Genomic DNA, 23189 nt, shown 5'->3' with positions numbered 1-23189 from the left:
GGGGAAAATTACCAGTTTATGGGCCGATTATGCACCTGAGCCAACGCGACGGTGCCCTGGATCTGCTCAAGTGGCTGGCGCTGCTGAGCATGTTGCTCGATCACCTGCGATATGTCGGCTTCTCCGCCGATTGTTTGTATGTGCCCGGGCGATTGGCGTTTCCATGGTTTTGCCTGGCGATGGCGGCGAATCTGGCACGAGACGGTTCGCGCAAGATGGAATGGCGCTATCTGGGCTGGCTGTTGTTGTTCAGCGCCATCAGCGAAATCCCTTATCGCTTTTATATCCCCGACCCTGACACGTTCAACGTGATGCCGACGCTGGCGCTGGGCCTGCTGGTGGCGCGCGGCTGGCAGGATTCAGCCTCGGTGGCGCGATTGCTCGCACTGGCCGCGCTGGTGGTTGCGGCGGTTTTTTCAGAACGACTGATGTTCGGTTTCTTCGGCGTATTGTTGCCATTGGCGATGCTGCTGGTGTTCTGCCGACCCTGGTATTTCAGCCTGTTGCCGGGGCTGGTGTGTCTGGCGGCGAACCAATGGCAGGTGTTGCTCGAATCGGCGCGCTTCGGCAACAGCGTGGCGATTCTCGGCCTGGCGACATGTCTGCTTGCGCCAATGCTGGGAATGTTCCTGTTGCGACATGGGCGACATCTGCAGCCACCACCGATGCGGCGCTGGGCATATGCGCTGTATCCCGCGCATTTCTTCCTGCTGCTTGCCATCCGCCAAATCATCGCCTGACCCCTGTGGGAGCGAGCCTGCTCGCGAAAGCGGTCTGCCAGCCAACTTCTATGTCGGATGTGCCGGCCTCTTCGCGAGCAGGCTCGCTCCCACAGGGGATCTGCGGCGTTTCGAAGAGGTCATTTCCAGCCATGTCGTAAACGCACCTTTGCGTGGCGTCCGCAGGCATTTGAGCTGTCTGTGCCGGTCATACCATCGCATCAAAGGGCACTGCCATCATTGCCAGTGCCTTACCGAGACGAATGGCGCACAGATGCCGCTGGGAGAGACGCGATGTTCAGCAAGCAAGACCAGATCCAGGGTTACGACGATGCACTGCTGGCGGCGATGAATGCCGAGGAGCAACGTCAGGAAGATCACATCGAGCTGATCGCGTCGGAGAACTACACCAGCAAGCGCGTCATGCAGGCGCAAGGCAGCGGGCTCACCAACAAATACGCCGAAGGCTATCCGGGCAAGCGCTACTACGGTGGCTGCGAGCATGTGGACAAGGTCGAAGCGCTGGCCATCGAACGCGCCAAGCAACTGTTCGGCGCCGACTATGCCAACGTCCAGCCGCACTCCGGCTCCTCGGCCAACAGCGCCGTGTACCTGGCGCTGATCCAGCCGGGCGACACTATCCTCGGCATGAGCCTGGCCCACGGCGGTCACCTGACCCACGGCGCGAAAGTGTCGTCCTCGGGCAAGCTCTACAACGCCGTGCAGTACGGCATCAACACCGACACCGGACTGATCGACTACGACGAAGTCGAGCGTCTGGCGGTCGAGTGCAAACCGAAAATGATCGTTGCCGGTTTCTCCGCTTACTCGAAGACTCTGGACTTCCCGCGCTTCCGTCAGATCGCCGACAAGGTTGGTGCACTGCTGTTCGTCGACATGGCCCACGTCGCCGGTCTGGTCGCTGCTGGCCTGTATCCGAACCCGCTGCCGTACGCCGATGTGGTCACCACCACCACGCACAAGACCCTGCGCGGTCCGCGTGGCGGGCTGATCCTGGCCAAGTCCAACGAAGAGATCGAGAAAAAGCTCAACGCGGCCGTTTTCCCCGGCGCCCAGGGCGGTCCGCTGATGCACGTCATCGCCGGTAAAGCGGTGTGCTTCAAGGAAGCGCTGGAGCCTGGCTTCAAGGCCTATCAGCAACAAGTGATCGACAACGCCCAGGCGATGGCCAGCGTGTTCATCAAGCGTGGCTACGATGTTGTGTCCGGCGGTACCGACAACCACTTGTTCCTGGTCAGCCTGATCCGTCAGGGCCTGACCGGCAAGGACGCCGACGCCGCGCTGGGCCGTGCCCACATCACCGTGAACAAGAACGCCGTGCCGAACGACCCGCAGTCGCCGTTCGTGACCTCGGGCCTGCGCATCGGCACCCCGGCGGTGACCACGCGCGGCTTCAAGGTCAGCCAGTGCGAAACCCTCGCCGGCTGGATCTGCGACATCCTCGACAACCTCGGCGACGCCGATGTCGAGGCCAATGTCGCCCAGCAGGTCTCGGCCCTGTGCGCAGACTTCCCGGTTTATCGCTGAGTCGGTTTTGGAGTAATGACTATGCAACGCTATTCCGGCTTCGGCCTGTTCAAACACTCGCTCAGCCACCACGAAAACTGGCAGCGCATGTGGCGCACGCCCACCCCGAAAAAGTCTACGACGTGGTCATCGTCGGCGGCGGCGGGCACGGCCTGGCGACGGCCTACTATCTGGCCAAGGAGCACGGCATCACCAATGTCGCCGTGGTCGAGAAGGGCTGGCTCGGCGGCGGTAACACCGCGCGCAACACCACCATCGTGCGCTCCAACTACCTGTGGGACGAGTCGGCGCACCTCTACGAACACGCGATGAAATTGTGGGAAGGCCTGTCGCAGGATCTCAACTACAACGTGATGTTCTCCCAGCGTGGCGTCTACAACCTGTGCCACACCCTGCAGGACATCCGTGATTCCGAGCGTCGGGTCAGCGCCAACCGCCTCAACGGCGTCGACGGCGAATTGCTCGACGCCAAGCAGGTTGCGGACGAGATTCCGTACCTGGACTGCTCGAAAAACACCCGCTACCCGATCATGGGCGCGACCGTGCAGCGTCGCGGCGGCGTCGCCCGTCACGATGCCGTGGCCTGGGGCTTCGCGCGTGCCGCCGATGCCTTGGGCGTGGACCTGATCCAGCAGACCGAAGTGATCGGTTTCCGCAAGGAAAACGGCGTGTGCATCGGCGTCGAAACCAACAAGGGTTTCATCGGCGCCAAGCGCGTCGGCGTGGTGACGGCCGGTAACTCCGGGCACATGGCCAAGCTTGCCGGTTTCCGCCTGCCGATCGAATCCCACCCGCTGCAAGCGCTGGTGTCCGAGCCGATCAAGCCGATTATCGACAGCGTGATCATGTCCAACGCCGTACACGGTTACATCAGCCAGTCCGACAAGGGCGACCTGGTGATCGGCGCCGGTATCGACGGTTACAACGGCTACGGCCAGCGTGGTTCGTACCCGGTGATCGAACACACCATTCAGGCTATCGTCGAGATGTTCCCGGTGTTGTCCCGCGTACGCATGAACCGCCAGTGGGGCGGCATCGTCGACACCACCCCGGACGCTTGCCCGATCATTTCCAAGACGCCGGTACCAAACATGTTCTTCAACTGCGGTTGGGGCACCGGCGGTTTCAAAGCCACACCTGGCTCGGGCAACGTGTTTGCCGCGAGTCTGGCCAAGGGTGAAATGCACCCATTGGCTGCACCTTTCTCCATCGACCGTTTCCACAACGGTGCGTTGATCGATGAACACGGCGCTGCTGCGGTTGCCCACTAACAGGAGAAATCCCCATGTTGCATATCTTCTGTCCTCACTGCGGCGAACTGCGCTCTGAAGAGGAATTCCACGCATCCGGTCAGGCGCACATCCCGCGGCCGCTGGATCCGAACGCCTGCTCCGATGAGGAGTGGGGTGACTACATGTTCTTCCGCGATAACCCGCGCGGTCTGCACCACGAGTTGTGGGACCACGTTGCCGGTTGCCGCCAGTACTTCAACGTCACTCGCGATACCGTGACCTACGAGATTCTCGAGAGCTACAAGATCGGCGAGAAGCCGCAATTCACCGACAAGGCTGGCACTGCGAAAACAGCCACGACGGCGCTGGGAGAGAAGGTATGAGCCAGACCAATCGCCTGTCCAACGGTGGACGGATCGACCGCAACAAAGTGCTGAGCTTCACCTTCAACGGCCAGACCTACAAAGGCTACGAAGGCGACTCGCTGGCCGCTGCACTGATCGCCAACGGCGTCGACATCATCGGCCGCAGCTTCAAGTATTCGCGCCCTCGCGGCATCTTCGCTGCCGGTTCCGAAGAGCCGAACGCCGTGCTGCAGATCGGTGCCACCGAAGCCACGCAGATTCCCAACGTGCGCGCCACGCAACAGGCGTTGTATCAGGGCCTGGTCGCCACCAGCACCAACGGCTGGCCGAGCGTCAACAACGACATGATGGGGATTCTCGGCAAGGTCGGCGGCAAGCTGATGCCGCCGGGCTTCTACTACAAAACCTTCATGTACCCGCAATCGTTCTGGATGACTTACGAGAAGTACATCCGCAAGGCTGCCGGCCTCGGCCGTTCGCCGACCGAGAACGATCCGGACACCTACGACTACATGAACCAGCACTGCGACGTGCTGATCGTCGGCGCTGGCCCGGCCGGTCTCGCCGCTGCCCTGGCCGCTGCGCGCAGCGGTGCCCGCGTGATTCTGGCCGATGAGCAGGAAGAGTTCGGTGGCAGCCTGCTTGATTCCCGCGAAAGCCTCGACGGCAAACCGGCGATGGAATGGGTCGCCAGCGTCATCGCTGAATTGAAGAACACCCCGGACGTGCTGCTGTTGCCGCGCGCCACGGTCAACGGTTACCACGACCACAACTTTCTGACCATTCACGAACGCCTCACCGATCACCTCGGTGACCGCGCGCCAATCGGTCAGGTGCGTCAGCGCATCCACCGTGTCCGCGCCAAGCGCGTGGTGCTGGCGACTGGCGCCCACGAGCGTCCGCTGGTGTACGGCAACAACGATGTGCCGGGCAATATGCTCGCTGGTGCGGTGTCGACTTACGTGCGTCGTTATGGCGTAGCGCCGGGCAAAAAACTGGTGCTGTCGACCAACAACGATCACGCCTATCGCGTCGCTCTGGATTGGCTCGATGCCAGTCTGCCAGTAGTCGCCATCGCCGACGCGCGCAGCAATCCGCGCGGTGCATTGGTTGAGGAAGCGCGCGCCAAAGGCATTCGCATCCTCACCGGCAGCGCCGTCATCGAAGTGCGTGGCAGCAAGCGTGTGACCGCTGCCCGCGTCGCCGCGATTGACGTAAAGGCCCACGCCGTGACCAGTCCGGGCGAATGGCTCGACTGCGACCTGGTGGCCAGCTCCGGTGGTTACAGCCCGGTGGTTCACCTGGCTTCGCACCTCGGTGGCAAACCGGTCTGGCGCGAAGACATTCTCGGTTTCGTACCGGGCGAAGCACCGCAGAAGCGCGTGTGCGTCGGTGGCATCAATGGCGTCTACGCGCTCGGCGATTCGCTGGCCGACGGTTTTGAAGGTGGCGTGCGCGCTGCTGCCGAAGCCGGTTTCCAGACCGTCGAAGGCGTGTTGCCGAAAGCCCTGAGCCGTCTCGAAGAGCCGACCCTGGCGCTGTTCCAGGTGCCGCACGAGAAGAACTCGGCGCGTGCACCGAAGCAATTCGTCGACTTCCAGAACGACGTCACCGCCGGTGGTATCGAATTGGCGACCCGTGAAGGTTTCGAGTCGGTCGAGCACGTCAAACGCTACACCGCGCTGGGCTTCGGCACCGATCAGGGCAAGCTCGGCAACGTCAACGGTCTGGCCATTGCCGCCCGTTCGCTGAACGTGACCATCCCGCAGATGGGCACCACCATGTTCCGTCCGAACTACACGCCGGTGACCTTCGGCGCCGTGGCCGGTCGACACTGCGGGCACATCTTCGAACCGGTGCGCTACACCGCGCTGCATGCCTGGCATGTGAAGAACGGCGCCGAGTTTGAAGACGTCGGTCAGTGGAAACGTCCCTGGTACTTCCCGAAAAACGGTGAAGACCTGCACGCGGCGGTCAAGCGCGAATGCAAAGCCGTGCGCGACAGCGTTGGCCTGCTCGATGCTTCGACCCTCGGCAAGATCGACATTCAAGGCCCGGATGCCCGCGAGTTTCTCAACCGCGTGTACACCAACGCCTGGACCAAGCTCGACGTGGGCAAGGCTCGCTATGGTTTGATGTGCAAAGAAGACGGCATGGTCTTCGACGACGGTGTGACGGCTTGCCTGGCCGACAACCATTTCGTCATGACCACCACCACCGGCGGCGCGGCTCGCGTGCTGCAATGGCTGGAGCTGTACCACCAGACCGAATGGCCGGATATGAAGGTGTACTTCACCTCCGTTACCGATCACTGGGCAACCATGACCCTGTCCGGGCCGAACAGCCGCAAGCTGCTCAGCGCCGTGACCGACATTGATCTGAGCAACGAAGCGTTCCCGTTCATGACCTGGAAAGAAGGTCTGGTCGGCGATGTGCCGGCGCGGGTGTTCCGTATCTCGTTCACTGGTGAGCTGTCGTACGAAGTCAACGTGCAGGCCGATTATGCGATGGGCGTGCTGGAGAAAATCGTCGAGGCCGGCAAGCAGTACAACCTGACGCCGTACGGCACCGAAACCATGCACGTGCTGCGGGCCGAGAAGGGTTTCATCATCGTCGGCCAGGACACCGACGGCTCGATGACCCCGGACGACCTGAACATGGGCTGGTGTGTCGGTCGCACCAAACCGTTCTCGTGGATCGGCCAGCGTGGCATGAACCGCGAAGATTGCGTCAAGGAACAGCGCAAACAACTGGTGGGCCTGAAGCCGATCGATCCGACCAAATGGCTGCCGGAAGGTGCGCAGCTGGTGTTCAACACCAAGCAGGCGATCCCGATGACCATGGTCGGCCACGTGACCTCGAGTTACGCGCACAACTCCCTCGGTTATTCGTTTGCCATGGGTGTGGTCAAGGGCGGCCTCAAGCGCATGGGCGAGCGGGTGTTCGCACCGCTGGCCGATGGCAGCGTGATCGAGGCGGAAATCGTGTCTTCGGTGTTCTTCGATCCGAAGGGTGATCGCCAGAATATTTGACACTGATCGTTCCCACGCTCTGCGTGGGAATGCATCCCGGGACGCTCCGCGTCCCAAGAGCGGACACAGAGCGTCCATGGCGGCATGCCCACGCAGAGCGTGGGAACGATCAATACAAGAAGGTGCTTTATGACCACAGCCAATGTTTACCAGCAACGCCCGACCACCGGCGCCCGTGCCGAGTCGTCGCTGCACCATGCAGACCTCGCCAGCCTGGTCGGCAAGGGCCGCAAGAACGCCGGCGTGATCGTGCGTGAGAAAAAACTCCTCGGCCACCTGACCATTCGTGGCGATGGCCACGATGCAGCCTTCGCGGCCGGTGTGCACAAAGCGCTTGGCATTGAATTGCCCGGCGCGCTGAGCGTGATCGTCAAAGGCGAAACCAGCCTGCAATGGATGGGCCCGGACGAGTGGCTGCTGATCGTGCCAAGCGGCGAAGAATTCGCCGCCGAGCAGAAACTGCGCGAAGCGCTGGGCGATCTGCACATTGCCATTGTCAACGTCAGCGGCGGCCAGCAGATCCTCGAACTGAGCGGGCCGAACGTGCGCCAGGTGCTGATGAAATCCACCAGCTATGACGTGCACCCGAACAACTTCCCGGTCGGCAAAGCGGTGGGCACGGTGTTCGCCAAATCGCAGCTGATGATTCGTCATACCGCCGAAGACACCTGGGAACTGCTGATCCGGCGCAGCTTCTCGGATTACTGGTGGTTGTGGTTGCAGGATGCTTCGGCCGAGTACGGCCTCAGCGTTCAGGCCTGAAAGATCAAAAGCTACCCCCTCACCCCAGCCCTCTTCCCCAAGGGGGAGAGGGGAAAGGGAGCAGATAGATGATCGTTCCCACGCTCCGCGTGGGAATGTATCCCGGGACGCTCCGCGTCCCAAGAGCGGACGCAGAGCGTCCATGGCGGCATTCCCACGCAGAGCGTAGGAACGATCAGAGGAAAAAATATGAGCCGCGCCCCAGACACATGGATTCTGACCGCCGACTGCCCCAGCGTCCTCGGCACGGTGGACGCGGTCACGCGTTTTCTGTTCGAGCAGGGCTGTTATGTCACCGAGCACCACTCGTTCGATGACCGCCTCTCCGGGCGTTTTTTCATCCGCGTGGAATTCCGTCAGCCTGATGGTTTCGACGAACAATCTTTCCGCGCAGGTTTGGCCGAGCGCGGAGAAGCGTTCGGCATGCTCTTCGAGCTGACCGCGCCGAACTACCGGCCGAAAGTTGTGATCATGGTCTCCAAGGCCGATCACTGCCTCAACGACTTGCTCTACCGCCAGCGCATCGGCCAGTTGTCGATGGACGTGGCGGCGGTGGTGTCCAACCATCCGGATCTCAAGCCGTTGGCCGACTGGCACCAGATTCCCTACTACCATTTCCCTCTCGACCCCAACGACAAACCGGCGCAGGAGCGTCAGGTCTGGCAGGTGATCGAAGAGGCCGGTGCCGAACTGGTGATCCTCGCCCGCTACATGCAGGTGCTATCGCCGGAGCTGTGCCGCAAGCTCGACGGCAAGGCGATCAACATTCATCACTCGCTGTTGCCGGGCTTCAAGGGCGCCAAGCCTTATCACCAGGCTTACAACAAGGGCGTGAAACTGGTGGGCGCGACGGCGCATTACATCAACAACGACCTCGATGAAGGGCCGATCATCGCCCAGGGCGTCGAGGCGGTGGATCACAGTCATTACCCCGAGGACCTGATTGCCAAGGGCCGGGATATCGAAGGCCTGACCTTGGCGCGGGCGGTTGGGTATCACATCGAAAGACGGGTGTTCCTGAACGCCAACAGAACCGTCGTTCTCTAGATCGCTTTCGCGAGCAGGCTCGCTCCCACAGGGGTATGCATTCCAATGTGGGAGCGAGCCTGCTCGCGAAGGGGCCAAAACAAACAACGCAAGACCAACAAGCAATACCCGAGCACTCAACGCGCTGCCCAACCGGGGCAACGCAGTTCCATAAAAACAACAGCGAGGTGAAAGCATGTCTGGCAATCGTGGTGTGGTGTATCTCGGCGCTGGCAAGGTCGAAGTACAGAAAATCGACTATCCGAAAATGCAGGACCCGCGTGGTCGCAAGATCGAGCACGGGGTCATTCTCAAAGTGGTTTCCACCAACATCTGCGGCTCCGACCAGCACATGGTGCGCGGCCGGACCACGGCGCAGACCGGTCTGGTGCTGGGTCACGAAATCACCGGCGAGGTGATCGAAAAGGGCTCCGATGTCGAAAACCTGAAGATCGGCGATCTGGTCTCTGTTCCGTTCAACGTGGCTTGCGGGCGCTGCCGTTCCTGCAAGGAGCAACACACCGGCGTCTGCCTGACCGTCAACCCGGCCCGTGCCGGCGGCGCATACGGTTACGTCGACATGGGCGACTGGACCGGTGGCCAGGCCGAATACGTGCTGGTGCCGTACGCCGACTTCAACCTGCTGAAACTGCCGGATCGCGACAAGGCCATGGAGAAAATCCGCGACCTGACCTGCCTCTCCGACATCCTCCCGACCGGTTACCACGGCGCGGTTACTGCCGGCGTTGGCCCGGGCAGCTCCGTGTACATTGCCGGCGCCGGTCCGGTCGGTCTGGCCGCTGCCGCTTCCGCACGCTTGCTCGGTGCTGCGGTGGTGATCGTCGGCGACGTCAACACCATCCGCCTGGCCCATGCCAAGGCGCAGGGCTTTGAAGTCGTCGACCTGTCCAAGGATACCCCGCTGCACGAACAGATCGCCGCGCTGCTGGGCGAGCCGGAAGTCGACTGCGCAGTGGACTGCGTCGGCTTTGAAGCACGCGGCCACGGCCACGACGGCGTCAAGGCCGAAGCCCCGGCCACGGTGCTCAACTCACTGATGGGCGTGGTGCGCGTTGCCGGCAAGATCGGTATCCCGGGCCTGTACGTCACCGAAGATCCGGGCGCCGTCGACGCTGCCGCGAAAATGGGCAGCCTGAGCATTCGCTTCGGCTTGGGCTGGGCGAAATCCCACAGCTTCCACACTGGGCAAACTCCAGTGATGAAGTACAACCGCCAACTGATGCAGGCGATCATGTGGGATCGTATCAACATCGCTGAAGTAGTCGGCGTGCAAGTGATCAGCCTCGATCAGGCGCCAGAAGGTTACGGCGAGTTCGATGCGGGCGTGCCGAAGAAGTTTGTGATTGATCCGCATAAGTTGTTCAGTGCGGCGTAAGTTCTACCCATGTAAGAAGGGCAGCCGATCGGGCTGCCCTTTTTTGTTCTGAACACGATCAGTTATTTAAAGGCGCATTTGCGGGCGTCACCATCCTTGGTTGCACACTCATCACCATTCCAATTGCTACCGGTGGCTTGAACCGGAGTGTCGTTTCTGTAGCCAGCCGAGACGCCAAGGTCTGCCTCACCTTCGTATCGGCAGATGACAACTGAATTAGCAGTGTCTTTATCTTTAAGTCGGGCAGAAGTGAAGGTTACATCTTCGGCGCCTTGCGCATGAGTCACTGATATCGTTGGGCAGGTTGCAGCATAGGCAGTACTCATCATGGTCAGACCAAGCAGGGCGCCAGTGACAATTTTCAACTTCATCTTTTCGTACTCCGTTACGTAATTGGAGTGGAGATATTCACTTGCATCGTTATGACTGCCAACTGTCAGATCTGACAGTTGGTTAGTTCCAATCGAAATAAATAGTCGGGTTTTCAGTGTGAAGTCGAATAGTGAAGTGGCTATTCAACGATTGAACAATTCATTTAGGTGAGTGCGTAGAGAAGGGGATGCGCCGGGAGGAACATGCCGCCCAATACCCGGTCAAACCGGCAGTTTCGTCGCCGTTGTCCGGTGGCAGCTTTTCCACAAGAGGATGTCTGAATGAAGATTTCACGCGGTTTTGCCTTGGCATCGCTCCTGACTCTGGCCGCCGGGCCGGTGTTTGCCGGTTTCAGTTTGAACGACGTGGCCGGTGCGGTAGCGGGGATGCAAGGTGGTGACAAGGCGGCCGCTGCAGCGCCGACTTCGGAGACCGCTGGTTTGTTGAGTGCTTTGAGTGCGCTGGACGTCACGCCGGAGCAGGCCGTTGGCGGTACCAGTGCGATGCTTGGGCTGGCGAAGAATCAGTTGAGCAGCACCGACTATTCGCAACTGGCCAAGGAAGTGCCGGGCATCGACAAACTGTCCGGTGGCAGCGGCAATCTGGCGGCGCTCGGGGCTTTGCTCGGTTCGTCCGGCAAGTCCGCAGGCCTTGAGAATGCACTGGGCAATGTCAAAGACAGCAACGATCTGAACAACGCGTTCAGCGCGCTGGGCATGGACAGTGGCATGATCGGCCAGTTTGCCCCGGTGTTGCTGCAATATCTCGGTCAGCAGGGCGTCGGTGGTTCGCTGTTGAGCAGCCTGGGCAGCATCTGGGGCACCGGCACCGGCACTTGAGTCAGCCGCGCTCGTTGCGCAGCTCGACGATGCGCTGATCCTTCTCGGTCCAGAGCTGGTTGACCCAGTTCTGGACGCGCTGGCGAAACGCCGGATCTTTCTCGTAATCGCCCTGCCACAGCGCCGGGTCGAGTTCGCGGGTCCTGATGTCGATGATCACTCGCGGCACGTTGCCGCTGATCAGGTCCCAGAAGCCCGGGATCTTTTCCTGCGGATACACCACCGTCACGTCGAGCATCGCGTCGAGCTGTTCACCCATCGCCGCCAGCACGAACGCCACGCCGCCGGCCTTGGGTTTGAGCAAGTGGTTGAACGGTGATTCCTGCTGGGTGCTTTTCGCCAGGGTGTAGCGCGTGCCTTCCAGATAATTCACCACCGTCACCGGCTGGCGCTTGAACAGCTCGCACGCCGCTTTGGTGATTTCCAGATCCTTGCCTGCCAGCTCGGGGTTCTTTGCCAGAAAGGCTTTGGTGTAGCGCTTCATGAACGGGTAATCCAGCGCCCACCACGCCAAGCCCAGGAACGGCACCCAGATCAGCTCTTTCTTCAGAAAGAACTTGAAGAACGGCGTGCGCCGGTTGAGGGTCTGGATCAGTGCTGGAATGTCGACCCACGATTGATGGTTGCTGACCACCAGATAGGACGTGTCGCGGCGCAGATCGTCGCCGCCGCGAATGTCCCATTGCGTCGGGATGCACAGCCGGAAGATCAGCTTGTCGATTTCGGCCCAGGTCTCGGCGATCCACATCACCGCCCCCGATGCGTAATCCCGCCAGCGCCCGGGTGCGACCAGTTTGAGCAGGGCAAACACCATCAATGGCCCGATCAGGATCAGGGTGTTGAGCAACAGCAGCAGGGTGACGAAACAGCCGGTGAGCAGGCGGCGCATAAGCAACTCTATGAAGTGGCAGGGGCGAGCCATGATAAGCAGCTTCGCGCGACAGGCCAAATCGGCGCTGACGAATGTTTCACTTTTTGCCGGGTATGCTTCGCTCAAGATTGGATCTGAATGCACTGGCCTCTTCGCGAGCAGGCTCGCTCCCACAGGGGAATGCATTTCAAATGTGGGAGCGAGCCTGCTCGCGAAGAGGACCGAAGCGAACGAATAACTCGGCGCGTGTCTAAAACTCCAGTCCGCCGCCCTCAATTTCCAAGGAAGCCCCTTACGTGAAATCCCTCCTTGCTCTGTTTGCCCTCGTCGCGCTGCCGGTCATGGCCGCCGAGCCGACGCTGTACGGTCGCTACGAATACATCGCGCTGCCGGAAATCGGTGGCGAAGTGCTCAAGGCCAAGATGGACACTGGCGCGCTGACCGCCTCGCTGTCGGCCAAGGACATCGAGACCTTCACCCGTGATGGCGAAGACTGGGTGCGTTTTCGCCTCGCCACCAAGGACGCCAGCAACAAGGTTTTCGAGCACAAGGTCGCGCGGATCAGCAAGATCAAAAGCCGTTCCGACGAGGACGATGAAGAGCGCGACAGCAGCGATGTCGCCAAGCGCCCGGTGGTCGATCTGGAACTGTGCCTCGGGCAACGTCAAGCGCACCGTCGAGGTCAATCTGACCGACCGCAGCCACTTCAACTATCCGCTGCTGATCGGCGCCAAGGCTTTGCGTGAGTTCGGCGCGGCGGTCAACCCGGCACGGCGTTACACCGCCGACAAGCCTGACTGCTAAGTGGTCTGATTGACGTAACCCCGGGCTTGGGGCACCGTTCGCGCACTAACTGCCACGGGCTCGGACGCCATGCCGCACATCCTGATTGTCGAAGACGAAGCGGCGATTGCCGACACACTGATTTTTGCCTTGCAGGGCGAGGGGTTCAGCACCACGTGGCTGAACCTCGGCGCGGCGGCGCTGGAGCATCAGCGGCAAACCCCGTCCGACCTGATCATTCTCGATATCGGTCTGCCGGACATCAGTGGCTTCGAAACCTGCAAGCAGTTGCGGCGCTTCACGGAAGTGCCGGTGCTGTTTCTCAGCGCCCGCGACGCCGAGATCGACCGCGTGGTGGGTCTGGAGATCGGTGCCGACGATTACGTGGTCAAGCCGTTCAGCCCGCGTGAAGTGGCGGCGCGGGTCAAAGCCATCCTCAAACGCATGGCGCCGCGCGCAACCCTGGAAGCAGGCTCAACGCTGTTTCGCATCGATGCCGAACGCGTGCAGATCAGCTATCGCGGCCAGCCGCTGAGCCTGACCCGCCATGAATTCCGCTTGTTGCAATGCCTGCTCGAACAACCTGAGCGGGTGTTCAGCCGCGAGCAATTGCTCGATGCGCTGGGCGTAGCGGCAGACGCCGGTTACGAACGCAGCATCGACAGCCACATCAAAAGCCTGCGCGCCAAGTTGCGCCTGGTGCGCGCCGAAGCCGAGCCGATCCAGACCCATCGCGGCCTCGGTTACAGCTATAGCCCGGGGCACAGCTGATGTCGCTGGGGCTGCGGATCTTTCTGGTGTACGTGCTGTTTGTCGGCCTGACCGGTTATTTCGTCCTCAACACGGTGATGGAGGAAATCCGCCCCGGCGTGCGCCAGTCCACCGAAGAGACGCTGGTGGACACCGCCAACCTGATGGCAGAAATCCTGCGCGACGATTTCAAGGCCGGCACCCTCAGCGAGAACCGCTGGCCGCAATTGCTCCGCGCCTATGGCGAGCGGCAGCCGCAAGCGACCATCTGGGGCTTGCCGAAAAATCAGGTCAACCACCGCATCTACGTCACCGACGCCAAGGGCATCGTCGTGCTCGACTCCAGCGGCGTCGCGGTCGGCCAGGATTATTCGCGCTGGAACGACGTCTACCTGACCCTGCGTGGCGAGTACGGCGCGCGCTCCAGCCGCAGTGATCCTGACGATCCGAGCTCTTCAGTGATGCACGTCGGTGCGCCGATCCGCGACAACGGCAAGATCATCGGCGTGGTCACCGTGGCCAAGCCCAACAGTTCGTTGCAACCCTACGTCGATCGCACCGAGCGGCGTTTGCTGTTTTACGGCGCCGGACTGATCGGCCTCGGTCTGCTGTTCGGTGCACTGTTGTCGTGGTGGCTGAGCCGTGCGCTACATCGTTTGACCGGTTATGCCCAGGCGGTCAGCGAAGGCCGGCGCGTGGAAGTGCCGCATTATCGCGGCGGCGAACTGGAGCAACTGGCGACGGCGGTCGAGCAGATGCGCACGCAGCTCGAAGGCAAGGCCTACGTCGAGCGCTATGTGCACACCCTGACCCATGAATTGAAGAGTCCGCTGGCGGCCATTCGGGGTGCGGCTGAGTTGCTGCAAAGCGAGATGCCGGCCGTCCAGCGTTTGCGCTTTGTCAGCAACATCGACAGCGAAAGCGCGCGGATGCAGCAGTTGATCGAGCGCCTGCTCAACCTGGCGCAGGTCGAACAGCGCCAAGGGCTGGAAGAACGGGTGGCAGTACCGCTGGCGCTGTTGGTCGCAGAACTGCTCAAGGCGCAGGCCGCGCGGATCGAGGGCAAACAACTGCGCGTCGAGCAAGCGATCGGCGAGGATCTGCTGTTGATTGGCGAGCCGTTTCTGCTGCGCCAGGCGTTGGGCAATCTGCTGGAAAACGCCTTGGATTTCACCCCGGCGCAGGGCCTGCTGCGCTTGCGTGCCGAGCGGGTTGGCGAGCAGATCGAGTTCCGCCTGTTCAACCAGACCACGCCGATTCCCGATTACGCCTTGCCGCGCCTGACCGAACGCTTCTACTCGTTGCCGCGCCCGGACAGCGGACGCAAGAGCACCGGGCTGGGGCTGAACTTCGTTGAGGAGGTGGTCAAGCTGCATGGTGGGGTGATGCGCATTGGCAATGTCGAGGGCGGGGTTGAGGTGGTATTGCGCTTGCCGTGAGACCCAGTTGCTGCCTTCGCGAGCAGGCTCGCTCCCACAGGAGAATGCATTCTCCACACAATCTCCATATTCCCCCCACACTCCCACCACAGCGCATCAGCAGACTCCCCCCATCCAAACAGGGAGAGTCCCATGAACAAGAATCTGACCATCAAGCTCGGCGCGATTGCCTTGTTGATCCTGCTGTTGCTGATACCGCTGTTGATGATCGACGGCATCATCGACGAACGTCAGCAACTGCGCGACGGTGTGCTCGAAGACATCGCGCGCAGCTCCAGTTACAGCCAGCAGCTGACCGGGCCGGTGATGGTAGTGCCATATCGCAAGGTGGTGCGCACCTGGAAAACCAACGAGAAAACCAACAAGCGCTACGAGGAGATCGGCGAAGCGCGCGGGCGTCTGTACTTTCTGCCAGAGCGTTTTGAACTCGACGGCCAGGTGCAAACCGAACTGCGCAAACGCGGCATTTACGAGGCGCGACTGTTCCACGCCGACAACCGCATCGATGGGCATTTTTCCCTGCCGGCGCAGTTGGGCATCAAAGAGAACTTTGCCGATTACCAATTCGACGCGCCGTTCCTGGCTGTGGGTATCAGCGATATTCGCGGCATCGAAAACGCGCTGAAACTCGAGCTCGGCGGCCAGCAACTGGACTTCGTGCCCGGCAGCGAAGTGGCCTGGATCGGCGAGGGTGTACACGTCACTCTGCCGGCGCTCGACGCCAGCAAAGCCACGCAACTGACCTTCGGTTTCGACCTGCGCCTGCAAGGCACCGGCTCGCTGCGAGTGGTGCCGGTGGGCAAGACCAGCAGCGTCAGCCTCGCCGCCAATTGGCCGCACCCCAGCTTCGTCGGCAACTTCCTCCCGGCCAAGCGCGAGATCAACGATCAGGGTTTCAGCGCCGACTGGCAGACCTCGTTTTTCTCCACCAACCTGCAAGAGGCAATGGAGCGCTGCGTCGCTGGCGACTGTGATGCACTCAACGGGCGCAGCTTCGGCGTGAGCTTCATCGATCCTGTGGATCAGTACCTGAAGAGCGACCGGGCGATCAAATACGCGCTGCTGTTCATCGTCCTGACATTCGCCGGTTTCTTCCTCTTCGAAGTGCTCAAGAGCCTCGCGGTGCACCCGGTGCAATATGCCTTGGTCGGTGTCGCGCTGGCGTTCTTTTACCTGCTGCTGTTGTCGCTGTCGGAACACATCGGTTTTGCGCTGGCGTATCTGTTGTCGGCGAGTGGCTGCGTGTTGCTGATCGGCTTCTATGTCAGCCACGTCCTGCGCAGCGCGCGGCATGGCTTGAGTTTTTCGGCGGGGCTGGCGGCGCTGTATGGCCTGCTGTACGGATTGCTAAGTGCCGAGGATTACGCGCTGCTGATGGGCTCGCTGATGCTGTTCGGTCTGCTCGGGGTGTTCATGGTGCTGACGCGCAAACTGGACTGGTACGGGATTGGTTTGAAGCCGGCCAGGCCGCTGGAGTTTGACGTGGAGGCGATGCAATGAGCGGGTGGCTTGGGTTACGCGAGGAACAGCGGGAAGCGGAGGTTTTGGTGACGCTGCTTATTGCGTCACTACCTCCGAAACCGAGTTGGTGCATTCGCGAGCAAGCTCGCTCCCACATTGGAATGTGGTCAACTGTGGGAGCGAGCCTGCTCGCGAAGAGGCCGGAACAGGCAGCCCAGATCTAAGGCTTGGGCATCGTCGCCACCATGGACGGTCGCTGACTCACCTCGAAATACCAGTTGGCCAGTTGCGGATTGGCTGCACGCCAGTCCATGTCCGGGAAGCGCAGATCCAGATAGCCCAGTGCGCAGGCCACGCTGATCGCCGCGACATCGAAATGGCTGGTCAGCTCGGCAATTGCTTCGTTTTCCAGCACGGCGAGGGCGCGGCGGATCTTGTCGCGCTGGGCGTCGAGCCATTCGTCCCAGTGTTTTTCCACCGGGCGCAGCACAGTTTCATAACGCACCATCACCGAGGCATCCATGATCCCGTCAGCCATCGACGCCAGGGTCAGGCGCCGCCAGCGCGCCGCACCTTCCCGGGGGATCAGCGGATTGCCGACGTGCTGCTGATCGAGGTATTCGAGGATGACGCGGCTGTCATGGATGACATTGCCATCGGCCAGACGCAGGGCAGGGATCTTGCTCAGCGGGTTGTCGGCAATCAGCGCCGGGTTCGGGCTGACCGGGCTGAGCACGCAGTCCTGCAGCGCTACACGATCCTGCTGACCGGTTTCGTGCAGCAGCACCATGACCTTGCGGACGAAGGGCGACAGGGTGTTGTGGTACAGGGTCATGCTGGGGGCGGACATGGCAAGGTCTCGATCAGGACAATGATCGGGCAGCATAGCCTGCTCGCGTGCGGCGCAGAACCCATGTGGGAGCGAGCCTGCTCGCGAAGGCGTTGTGACAGTCGACTTTGATGTTGAATGTCTGGGCGCTTTCGCGAGCAGGCTCGCTCCCACAAGGGATTCTCAGCTTCGCCGCATTAATCCTTTCATGGCCAGAAATGCCGGCACGCCAAGCCCGACCCAGCTCAACGCATCCCAGATTCCATCCCCCAGCAAGGCCGCAAACAGCCCCGCCGCACTGAGCAAGGCGATCACGATCGGTGTGCTGAAAACCTTCCAGAAACTCGACTGACGCGGCTTCATGCCGAGGCCTCCGCCGCTTCCAATACAGGCTTGGCCGCCTTGCGCCGCACCACCCACAAATACACACCACTGGCCAGCACGATGATCGTCAGCACATCCAGCGTCGCCCAGAGAATCTTCATCGGCATGCCGCCGTAGTCACCAAAGTGCAGCGGCTGCGACATGCCCATGGCGTCCATGTACCACGGCCGTTCGGCCACGGCGGTGACCTGCAAGGTCGTGGCGTCGATCAGCACCGGTGTCAGCAGGTGCGAGGTCAGGTGCGTGCCGCCCTTCATGAACACCGAATAATGGTGCTCGCTGGAAAAACGGGTGCCGGGGAAGGCGATGAAATCCGGCTTCATCCCCGGTGCGACTTCCTCGGCGATGTCGAGCAGCCGCGTAGCCGGCGCCAGTTGAGTCAGCGGCGGCGCATCGCGATACGGCGCGATCAGGGTGGTCAGCGCGTCGTTGCGCCAGGCGGCGATGAGCAGGTCGGCGCAGGCGCTGATCACCCCGGTCACGCCCACCACCAGGCACCAGGTCAAAGTGACGACGCCGATCAGGTTGTGCAGATCGAGCCAGCGCAGGCGCGTTGATTTGTCCTGGCGCACGGTGCCGAATTTCAAGCGGCGCATGAATGGCAGGTACAGCACCGTGCCGGAGACGATCGCCACGACAAACAGCAGCCCCATGAACGCCAGCAGCAGCTTGCCCGGCAGCCCGGCGAACATGTCGACGTGCAGGCGCAGGATGAACAGCATCAAACCTCCGTTGGCCGAAGGGGTTTCCAGCGCTTCGCCAGTGCGCGCATCGAGCATGAAGGTGTGCGAAGAGTTCGGCTCGGTGTCGGCAGTCCTGGCCATGATCGCGAACGCCGCGTTCGGCTCTTCGTCGTCATAACCGAAGTACTGCATGACTTCGCCCGGGCGATGTTTCTGCGCGGCATCGACCAGTTGCTGCAGGTCGAGTTGCGGCGTGTCGGCCGGCATCTCGCGCAGCTCCGGGGCGTTGCCGAGCAAATGATCGATCTCGTGGCTGAAAATCAGCGGCAGACCGGTCAGCGCCAGCATCAGCAGAAACACCGTGCAGATCAGGCTGGTCCAGGTGTGAATGAACGACCAGCGGCGGATGGTTTTACTTTTCATTGCATGACCTTCAAAAACACCGAAGCCGCCCGGTTCGGACGGCTTGGTAACAGGGCCTGTTTCAGCTCACTGGCTTACCACTTGTAAGTGGCGCTGGCGACGACACTGCGCTGGTCGCCGTAATAGCAGTAGAAGCTGTCGCAGGTGGAAATGTAGTCCTTGTCGAACAGGTTGGTCGCGTTCACCGCCAGCGACGCACCTTTGAGGCTGTTGTCCAGACGGCCGAGATCATAATGCACGCTGGCGTCGAACACGGTGTAGGCGTCAGCCTTGCCCAGCCAGGTGTTGGCCTTGTCGCCGTAGGTATTGCCGGTGTAGCGCACGCCGGCGCCAATGCCGAAACCGTCGAGCACGCCGGCGTGCCAGGTGTAGTCGGTCCACAGCGAGGCTTGTTGGTTGGGCATCAGTTGCAGACGATTGCCCTTGTCGACGCCTTTTTGCACTTCGGACTTGGCCAGGGTGTAGGCGGCGATGACTTTGAGGTTGTCGGTCACATCCGACACGGCCTCGAGTTCCAGGCCTTTGACCTTCACTTCGCCGGTCTGGCTGGTCACCGAAACGTTGTTGACGAAGGTGTTCACCGCGACGTTCTTCTGGGTCAGGTCATACACGGCGGCGGTCAGCAGGGTCTTGCTGCCCGGAGGCTGGTATTTGATGCCCAGTTCCCACTGCTTGCCTTCGGTTGGCTTGAGCGAGCCGGTCGAGGTGGCATCGGCGCCCGTGGTCGGCTGGAATGATTCGGCGTAGGACAGGTACGGCACGAAGCCGTTATCGAAGACGTAACTGAGCGCCGCGTTGCCGCTGAATTTCTTGTCACGCTGGGTGTTGGTGGTGTCGCTCTGGTTGATGAATTGGGTGCTGGTGTGCACCCAGTCTTCACGGCCGCCGAGGGTCAGGCGCCACTGGTCGAGGGCCATTTGGTCCTGCACGTAGAGGCCGGTCTGGTAGGTCTTCTGGTTGTAGTCGTAAAACGCGGTGGAGCGTGCTGGACGTACGATCGGCTGGCCGTAGATCGGGTTGATAACGTTGGTTTGCAGACCATCGCCAAAAATCGAGGTGTAGTTGGTGTTGCTGCGCTGGTGATCCAGACCCAGCAGCAAGGTGTGGCGAATGTTGCCCGTGGCGAAGTCGGCCTGGAAGTTGTTGTCCACGGCGAACTGGCTGATGTCTTCGTCGGCGTTAGTGGTACTGCGACCGACATTGCCTTGATCGTCCACGGTAAATCCGGCAAACGATGGGTTGTAACTGTTGACGGTCACGGTCTGGAACGACAGGTCGGATTTGGTGTAGCGCAGATTCTGCTTGAACTGCCAGACATCGTTGAGGCGATGTTCGAAGGCATAACCCAGCGCGTAATAGGTGCGGTCGTAATAATCGTAGTCGGGATCGCCGAGATTCTTGTGATGGGAAATCTTGCCGAACGGCATGTCGATCTTGGTGCCCTGGATGGGATAGAACTGGCTGGTGACGCCGGTATCGTCGCGGGTGAACTGGCTCAGTAGAGTGATTTTTGTATCGTCGTCGATGTTCCAGGTCAGGCTCGGTGCGATGTTGTAGCGCTTGTTGTCGATGTGGTCGATTTGCGTATCGCTGTCGCGCACCACGCCGCTGAGGCCATAGAGAAACTGCCCGGCGTCATCGATCTTGCCGGTGCTGGCGAAGTTGATCTGGCGGTGGTTATCGCTGCCGTATTGCAGCTGGATTTCACTGCTGGCTTCAGCGCTCGGGCGGCGGCTGACCATGTCGAGCAAACCACCCGGCGGGGTCTGGCCGTACACCGACGAGGCCGGGCCACGCAGCAGGGCGAGGCGGTCGAGGTTCCAGGTTTCCTGTTTCGGGTTGGCGTACACGCCTTTGGGCAGCGGCAGGCCATCGAGGAATTGGGTCGGCTCGAAACCGCGTACGCGCAGCCAGTCGGCACGGGTGTCGCTGCCGTAGCTGCTGGCGGTGATGCCCGGCATGTAGCGCACGGCGTCATCGAGGCTGTGCACGCTGCGGTCGTCCATTTGCTGGCGGGTCGCCACCGAAATCGAACGCGGTGCTTCGACCAGCGCAGTGTCGGTCTTGGTGCCGGCGGCGGTGCGGGTCGCGGTGTAGCCTTCGACTGGGCCCCAGGCGCTTTCGAAGTTTTCCACGCCGATGACCGAAGTTTCCGGCAGGGCCAGCGTGCCTTCAGGCACGGCCACCAAGGTGTAGGTGCCGGCGCTGCTCTGTTCCAGTTGCAGACCGGTACCGCGCAAAGCCGCGCGCAGGGCCCCGGCGGCGTCGTACTGGCCGTTAACCGGCGCCGAGGTTTTGCCGGCGGCCAGCGCAGGATTGAGCGACAGGGCGAGGCCGCTCTGGCTGGCGATCTGGTTCAGGGTGGTCGACAGCGGCGCCGCCGGCAGGTTGTAGGCGCGCACGCTGGACGCTTGCTCAGCGGCGAGCAACGGGCTGCTGATCAGCGGCGTGCCGAAAGCGATGGCAAAAGCCAGCAGACTGGGGCGCAACAAGGTGTCTGGCGAACGGGACATACGGCGGCTCCTGAATGGAAATATTTCTCAATTGCCTGTGTGCCGGACGAGATTGGAAAAGTGATAGGGCTCGGTGGAAATTATTTTTTGCTGGAAATGGTTGTGCGGCTGATGCCGTCATCGCGAGCAGGCTCGCTCCCACAGGTGATCGCATGCCAATGTGGGAGCGAGCCTGCTCGCGAAGGCGGTTTTCCTGCCGACGCATTACTCAGGCTTGATATCAGCCTTCGCCACGGTGACCCAATACGGCGTATGCCGCTCGATCTGCACCGGCAGAGTCGGCAGCAAAGCGCTCAGGGCCTTATCAGTGTCGTGCAACGGAAAGCTGCCGGTAATGCGCAGATCGGCCACTTCCGGCGCCACGCCCAGATGGCCACGACGATAGCGCCCCAGCTCGTGCACCAGATCGCCCAGCCGTGCGTTGTCCACCACCAGCATGCCGCGCGTCCAGGCATCGGCGCCGGGGGCGAGGGCGGCAATCGAGCCCAGCCCGTCACTGCGCAGCAACACCTGCTGGCCTTCGCGCAGAATCTGTTCTTGCGGGTTGGCCTGGGCATGGGCCGCGACCGCCGACTGCAACACGCTCAGGCGGGTGCCATCGTCCTCGCGCTTGACCAGAAACCGCGTGCCCAGCGCGCGCATGCTGCCTTCGCGGGTTTCGACGATAAACGGCCGCGCATCGCCATGGCCGGTCTCGACGAGGATTTCGCCTTCCTGCAACACGATCAAGCGGCGCTCGTCATCGAAGCGTACGTCGACCGCGCTGTGGGTATTGAGGTTGAGCAGAGTGCCGTCGGACAGGCGCACGGTGCGCTGTTCACCGGTGGCGGTGCGCTGATCGGCGAGCCAGTAATCCAGCGGCAGATAGCGCTCGCTGACAAACAGCCCGAGCCCGATGATCACCACGACACTGGCCAGCCCGCTGCCGAGTTTTCGCACGCGCCGACGGATGCCTTCGCGCGATTGCAGCAACGCACTTCGGGCCGGGCCTTTGGCGACGCTGAAACGCTGATCGAGCATGCCCAACTGACGCCAGGCGCGGGCGTGTTCTTCATGTGCCGCGTGCCATTTGGCGAATTCCTCGCGCTCCAGTGCGGTGCTCGAATCGAGGGTCAATTGCCGGGCAATCGCCGCGTCCAGCACATGCGCCGGCACCGGCCGCGAACTGGCCGCGGTCATGTCGGTTCACCGTAAAGGGCGATGTAGCACTGGCGCAGGCCTTGGGCCAGGTACTGCCGCACGCGCGGCACTGACACGCCGAGTCTGGCGGCGATTTCGCCGTGGCTGAGGCCGTCGAGGCGGTTATACAGGAAGGCCGCACGAGCCTTGGTCGACAACTTGCCGAGCAGGCGATCGATGGCCTTTAGGTCGTCGAGGATCATTTGCTGTTCTTCCACCGACGGCTGTTCGTCTTCGGGGATCAGCATCAGTTCGGTGAGGTAGGCCTGTTCCAGCGCGGCGCGGCGGAAGTAGTCAAACAACAGGCCTTTGGCGATCGCCACCAGAAATGCCCGAGGTTCGCGCGGCGTCAGCAGTTCGTCGCGGTTGAGCAGGCGCACGAAGGTGTCCTGGCTCAGGTCCTCGGCACGCTGCGGACACGCCACATTGCGCCGCAACCACGCCAGCAGCCAACCGCGATGGTCGCGATACATCGCACCGACGAGCTCACTGTGGGGGTTGGGCACTGACGACACCGGACATCACCGATTGGGAAATGTTAACTAACGAGAATAGTTCGCGATTCTGGCAGAGGTGGGAATGG

19 protein-coding genes and 2 pseudogenes are annotated in these 23189 nt (G+C 61.6%); 13 read left to right on the top strand and 8 right to left on the bottom strand.

The features are described 5' to 3' along the window. Nucleotides 1-29 precede the first annotated feature (29 nt). The 8 genes and pseudogenes from AB4O12_RS19265 (at nt 30) to fdhA (ending at nt 10080) form a co-directional block, all read left to right on the top strand. Nucleotides 30-740, top strand: coding sequence for a TraX family protein (locus AB4O12_RS19265; RefSeq protein WP_460059515.1), 711 nt, complete (start codon nt 30-32; stop codon nt 738-740). A gap of 273 nt (nt 741-1013) precedes the next feature. Further along, nucleotides 1014-2267 carry a serine hydroxymethyltransferase gene (gene glyA / locus AB4O12_RS19260; protein ID WP_024014589.1) on the top strand — a complete coding sequence of 418 codons (1254 nt, stop codon included), beginning with the start codon at nt 1014-1016 and terminating at the stop codon, nt 2265-2267. A gap of 21 nt (nt 2268-2288) precedes the next feature. Further along, nucleotides 2289-3538 (top strand): annotated as a pseudogene (locus tag AB4O12_RS19255) (sarcosine oxidase subunit beta family protein). A gap of 14 nt (nt 3539-3552) precedes the next feature. Then, nucleotides 3553-3882, top strand: a complete 330-nt coding sequence (locus AB4O12_RS19250; RefSeq protein WP_460059513.1) for a sarcosine oxidase subunit delta — start codon at nt 3553-3555, stop codon at nt 3880-3882. Next, nucleotides 3879-6896 carry a sarcosine oxidase subunit alpha gene (locus AB4O12_RS19245; protein WP_460059511.1) on the top strand — a complete coding sequence of 1006 codons (3018 nt, stop codon included), beginning with the start codon at nt 3879-3881 and terminating at the stop codon, nt 6894-6896. Before AB4O12_RS19250 ends, AB4O12_RS19245 begins: the two co-directional genes overlap by 4 nt. Before the next feature lie 129 nt (nt 6897-7025). Continuing rightward, complete coding sequence (locus AB4O12_RS19240; RefSeq protein WP_016772832.1) at nt 7026-7658, top strand: sarcosine oxidase subunit gamma; 633 nt, start codon at nt 7026-7028, stop codon at nt 7656-7658. Between the two features lie 189 nt (nt 7659-7847). After that, nucleotides 7848-8705: a formyltetrahydrofolate deformylase gene (gene purU, locus AB4O12_RS19235; RefSeq protein WP_016772833.1), complete on the top strand. Its 858-nt coding sequence runs from the start codon at nt 7848-7850 to the stop codon at nt 8703-8705. A 175-nt stretch (nt 8706-8880) separates the two neighbouring features. Further along, nucleotides 8881-10080, top strand: coding sequence for a formaldehyde dehydrogenase, glutathione-independent (gene fdhA, locus AB4O12_RS19230; RefSeq protein WP_016772834.1), 1200 nt, complete (start codon nt 8881-8883; stop codon nt 10078-10080). Nucleotides 10081-10142: 62 nt separating this feature from the next. Here the strand turns inward: fdhA and AB4O12_RS19225 are convergent, their stop codons facing one another. Continuing rightward, nucleotides 10143-10451 (bottom strand): hypothetical protein, encoded by a 309-nt coding sequence (locus AB4O12_RS19225; RefSeq protein WP_056786558.1) that lies wholly within the window; start codon nt 10449-10451, stop codon nt 10143-10145. A 282-nt stretch (nt 10452-10733) separates the two neighbouring features. On the opposite strand from AB4O12_RS19225, the gene AB4O12_RS19220 reads away from it, so the two are divergent. Then, nucleotides 10734-11291 (top strand): DUF2780 domain-containing protein, encoded by a 558-nt coding sequence (locus tag AB4O12_RS19220; RefSeq protein ID WP_123443808.1) that lies wholly within the window; start codon nt 10734-10736, stop codon nt 11289-11291. Nucleotide 11292: 1 nt separating this feature from the next. Here the strand turns inward: AB4O12_RS19220 and AB4O12_RS19215 are convergent, their stop codons facing one another. Beyond that, the gene (locus tag AB4O12_RS19215; protein WP_256808042.1) at nt 11293-12180 is read right to left on the bottom strand and encodes an acyltransferase; all 888 of its coding nucleotides are present in this window, start codon (nt 12178-12180) and stop codon (nt 11293-11295) included. Nucleotides 12181-12458: 278 nt separating this feature from the next. Between AB4O12_RS19215 and rloA2 the strand changes: the two are divergent. The 4 genes and pseudogenes from rloA2 to creD all read left to right on the top strand — a co-directional run bounded on the left by rloA2 (nt 12459) and on the right by creD (nt 16634). Beyond that, nucleotides 12459-12966, top strand: a pseudogene (gene rloA2, locus AB4O12_RS19210) (retropepsin-like aspartic peptidase RloA2). 69 nt (nt 12967-13035) lie between these two features. Next, the gene (gene creB, locus AB4O12_RS19205; RefSeq protein ID WP_252877021.1) at nt 13036-13716 is read left to right on the top strand and encodes a two-component system response regulator CreB; all 681 of its coding nucleotides are present in this window, start codon (nt 13036-13038) and stop codon (nt 13714-13716) included. Next, nucleotides 13716-15134 carry a two-component system sensor histidine kinase CreC gene (creC, locus tag AB4O12_RS19200; RefSeq protein ID WP_252877020.1) on the top strand — a complete coding sequence of 473 codons (1419 nt, stop codon included), beginning with the start codon at nt 13716-13718 and terminating at the stop codon, nt 15132-15134. Before creB ends, creC begins: the two co-directional genes overlap by 1 nt. A 132-nt stretch (nt 15135-15266) precedes the next feature. Continuing rightward, a complete protein-coding gene (gene creD, locus AB4O12_RS19195; RefSeq protein ID WP_256808045.1) occupies nt 15267-16634 on the top strand; it encodes a cell envelope integrity protein CreD in 1368 nt (455 codons plus the stop codon). 181 nt (nt 16635-16815) lie between these two features. On the opposite strand, the gene AB4O12_RS19190 is transcribed toward creD, so the two are convergent. From AB4O12_RS19190 to AB4O12_RS19165, 6 genes are all read right to left on the bottom strand, one after another. Next, nucleotides 16816-17445 (bottom strand): glutathione S-transferase, encoded by a 630-nt coding sequence (locus tag AB4O12_RS19190; protein ID WP_095181385.1) that lies wholly within the window; start codon nt 17443-17445, stop codon nt 16816-16818. Between the two features lie 162 nt (nt 17446-17607). Next, nucleotides 17608-17787: a hypothetical protein gene (locus AB4O12_RS19185; RefSeq protein ID WP_122748151.1), complete on the bottom strand. Its 180-nt coding sequence runs from the start codon at nt 17785-17787 to the stop codon at nt 17608-17610. Further along, complete coding sequence (locus AB4O12_RS19180) at nt 17784-18914, bottom strand: PepSY-associated TM helix domain-containing protein (protein WP_460059505.1); 1131 nt, start codon at nt 18912-18914, stop codon at nt 17784-17786. Before AB4O12_RS19180 ends, AB4O12_RS19185 begins: the two co-directional genes overlap by 4 nt. 74 nt (nt 18915-18988) lie before the next feature. Beyond that, entirely contained in the window at nt 18989-21427 is a 2439-nt protein-coding gene (locus tag AB4O12_RS19175; protein ID WP_460059503.1) for a TonB-dependent siderophore receptor, read from the bottom strand. A gap of 204 nt (nt 21428-21631) precedes the next feature. Next, nucleotides 21632-22606, bottom strand: a complete 975-nt coding sequence (locus AB4O12_RS19170) for a FecR domain-containing protein (protein ID WP_460059501.1) — start codon at nt 22604-22606, stop codon at nt 21632-21634. Then, nucleotides 22603-23079 (bottom strand): RNA polymerase sigma factor, encoded by a 477-nt coding sequence (locus tag AB4O12_RS19165; RefSeq protein ID WP_221264883.1) that lies wholly within the window; start codon nt 23077-23079, stop codon nt 22603-22605. The genes AB4O12_RS19170 and AB4O12_RS19165 overlap by 4 nt, the downstream gene beginning before the upstream one ends. Nucleotides 23080-23189 lie beyond the last annotated feature (110 nt).

Source organism: Pseudomonas sp. S2_A05 (assembly GCF_054668485.1).
Note: the sequence above shows the minus strand (reverse complement) of the source record. Positions and strands in the feature narration are given on the sequence as shown.

Coding starts and splice junctions, on each gene's coding strand:
- AB4O12_RS19265 (WP_460059515.1), top strand. CDS start 30: ATGCACCTGAGCCAACGCGACGGTGCCCTGGATCTGCTCAAGTGGCTG.
- glyA (WP_024014589.1), top strand. CDS start 1,014: ATGTTCAGCAAGCAAGACCAGATCCAGGGTTACGACGATGCACTGCTG.
- AB4O12_RS19250 (WP_460059513.1), top strand. CDS start 3,553: ATGTTGCATATCTTCTGTCCTCACTGCGGCGAACTGCGCTCTGAAGAG.
- AB4O12_RS19245 (WP_460059511.1), top strand. CDS start 3,879: ATGAGCCAGACCAATCGCCTGTCCAACGGTGGACGGATCGACCGCAAC.
- AB4O12_RS19240 (WP_016772832.1), top strand. CDS start 7,026: ATGACCACAGCCAATGTTTACCAGCAACGCCCGACCACCGGCGCCCGT.
- purU (WP_016772833.1), top strand. CDS start 7,848: ATGAGCCGCGCCCCAGACACATGGATTCTGACCGCCGACTGCCCCAGC.
- fdhA (WP_016772834.1), top strand. CDS start 8,881: ATGTCTGGCAATCGTGGTGTGGTGTATCTCGGCGCTGGCAAGGTCGAA.
- AB4O12_RS19225 (WP_056786558.1), bottom strand. CDS start 10,451: ATGAAGTTGAAAATTGTCACTGGCGCCCTGCTTGGTCTGACCATGATG.
- AB4O12_RS19220 (WP_123443808.1), top strand. CDS start 10,734: ATGAAGATTTCACGCGGTTTTGCCTTGGCATCGCTCCTGACTCTGGCC.
- AB4O12_RS19215 (WP_256808042.1), bottom strand. CDS start 12,180: ATGCGCCGCCTGCTCACCGGCTGTTTCGTCACCCTGCTGCTGTTGCTC.
- creB (WP_252877021.1), top strand. CDS start 13,036: ATGCCGCACATCCTGATTGTCGAAGACGAAGCGGCGATTGCCGACACA.
- creC (WP_252877020.1), top strand. CDS start 13,716: ATGTCGCTGGGGCTGCGGATCTTTCTGGTGTACGTGCTGTTTGTCGGC.
- creD (WP_256808045.1), top strand. CDS start 15,267: ATGAACAAGAATCTGACCATCAAGCTCGGCGCGATTGCCTTGTTGATC.
- AB4O12_RS19190 (WP_095181385.1), bottom strand. CDS start 17,445: ATGTCCGCCCCCAGCATGACCCTGTACCACAACACCCTGTCGCCCTTC.
- AB4O12_RS19185 (WP_122748151.1), bottom strand. CDS start 17,787: ATGAAGCCGCGTCAGTCGAGTTTCTGGAAGGTTTTCAGCACACCGATC.
- AB4O12_RS19180 (WP_460059505.1), bottom strand. CDS start 18,914: ATGAAAAGTAAAACCATCCGCCGCTGGTCGTTCATTCACACCTGGACC.
- AB4O12_RS19175 (WP_460059503.1), bottom strand. CDS start 21,427: ATGTCCCGTTCGCCAGACACCTTGTTGCGCCCCAGTCTGCTGGCTTTT.
- AB4O12_RS19170 (WP_460059501.1), bottom strand. CDS start 22,606: ATGACCGCGGCCAGTTCGCGGCCGGTGCCGGCGCATGTGCTGGACGCG.
- AB4O12_RS19165 (WP_221264883.1), bottom strand. CDS start 23,079: ATGTATCGCGACCATCGCGGTTGGCTGCTGGCGTGGTTGCGGCGCAAT.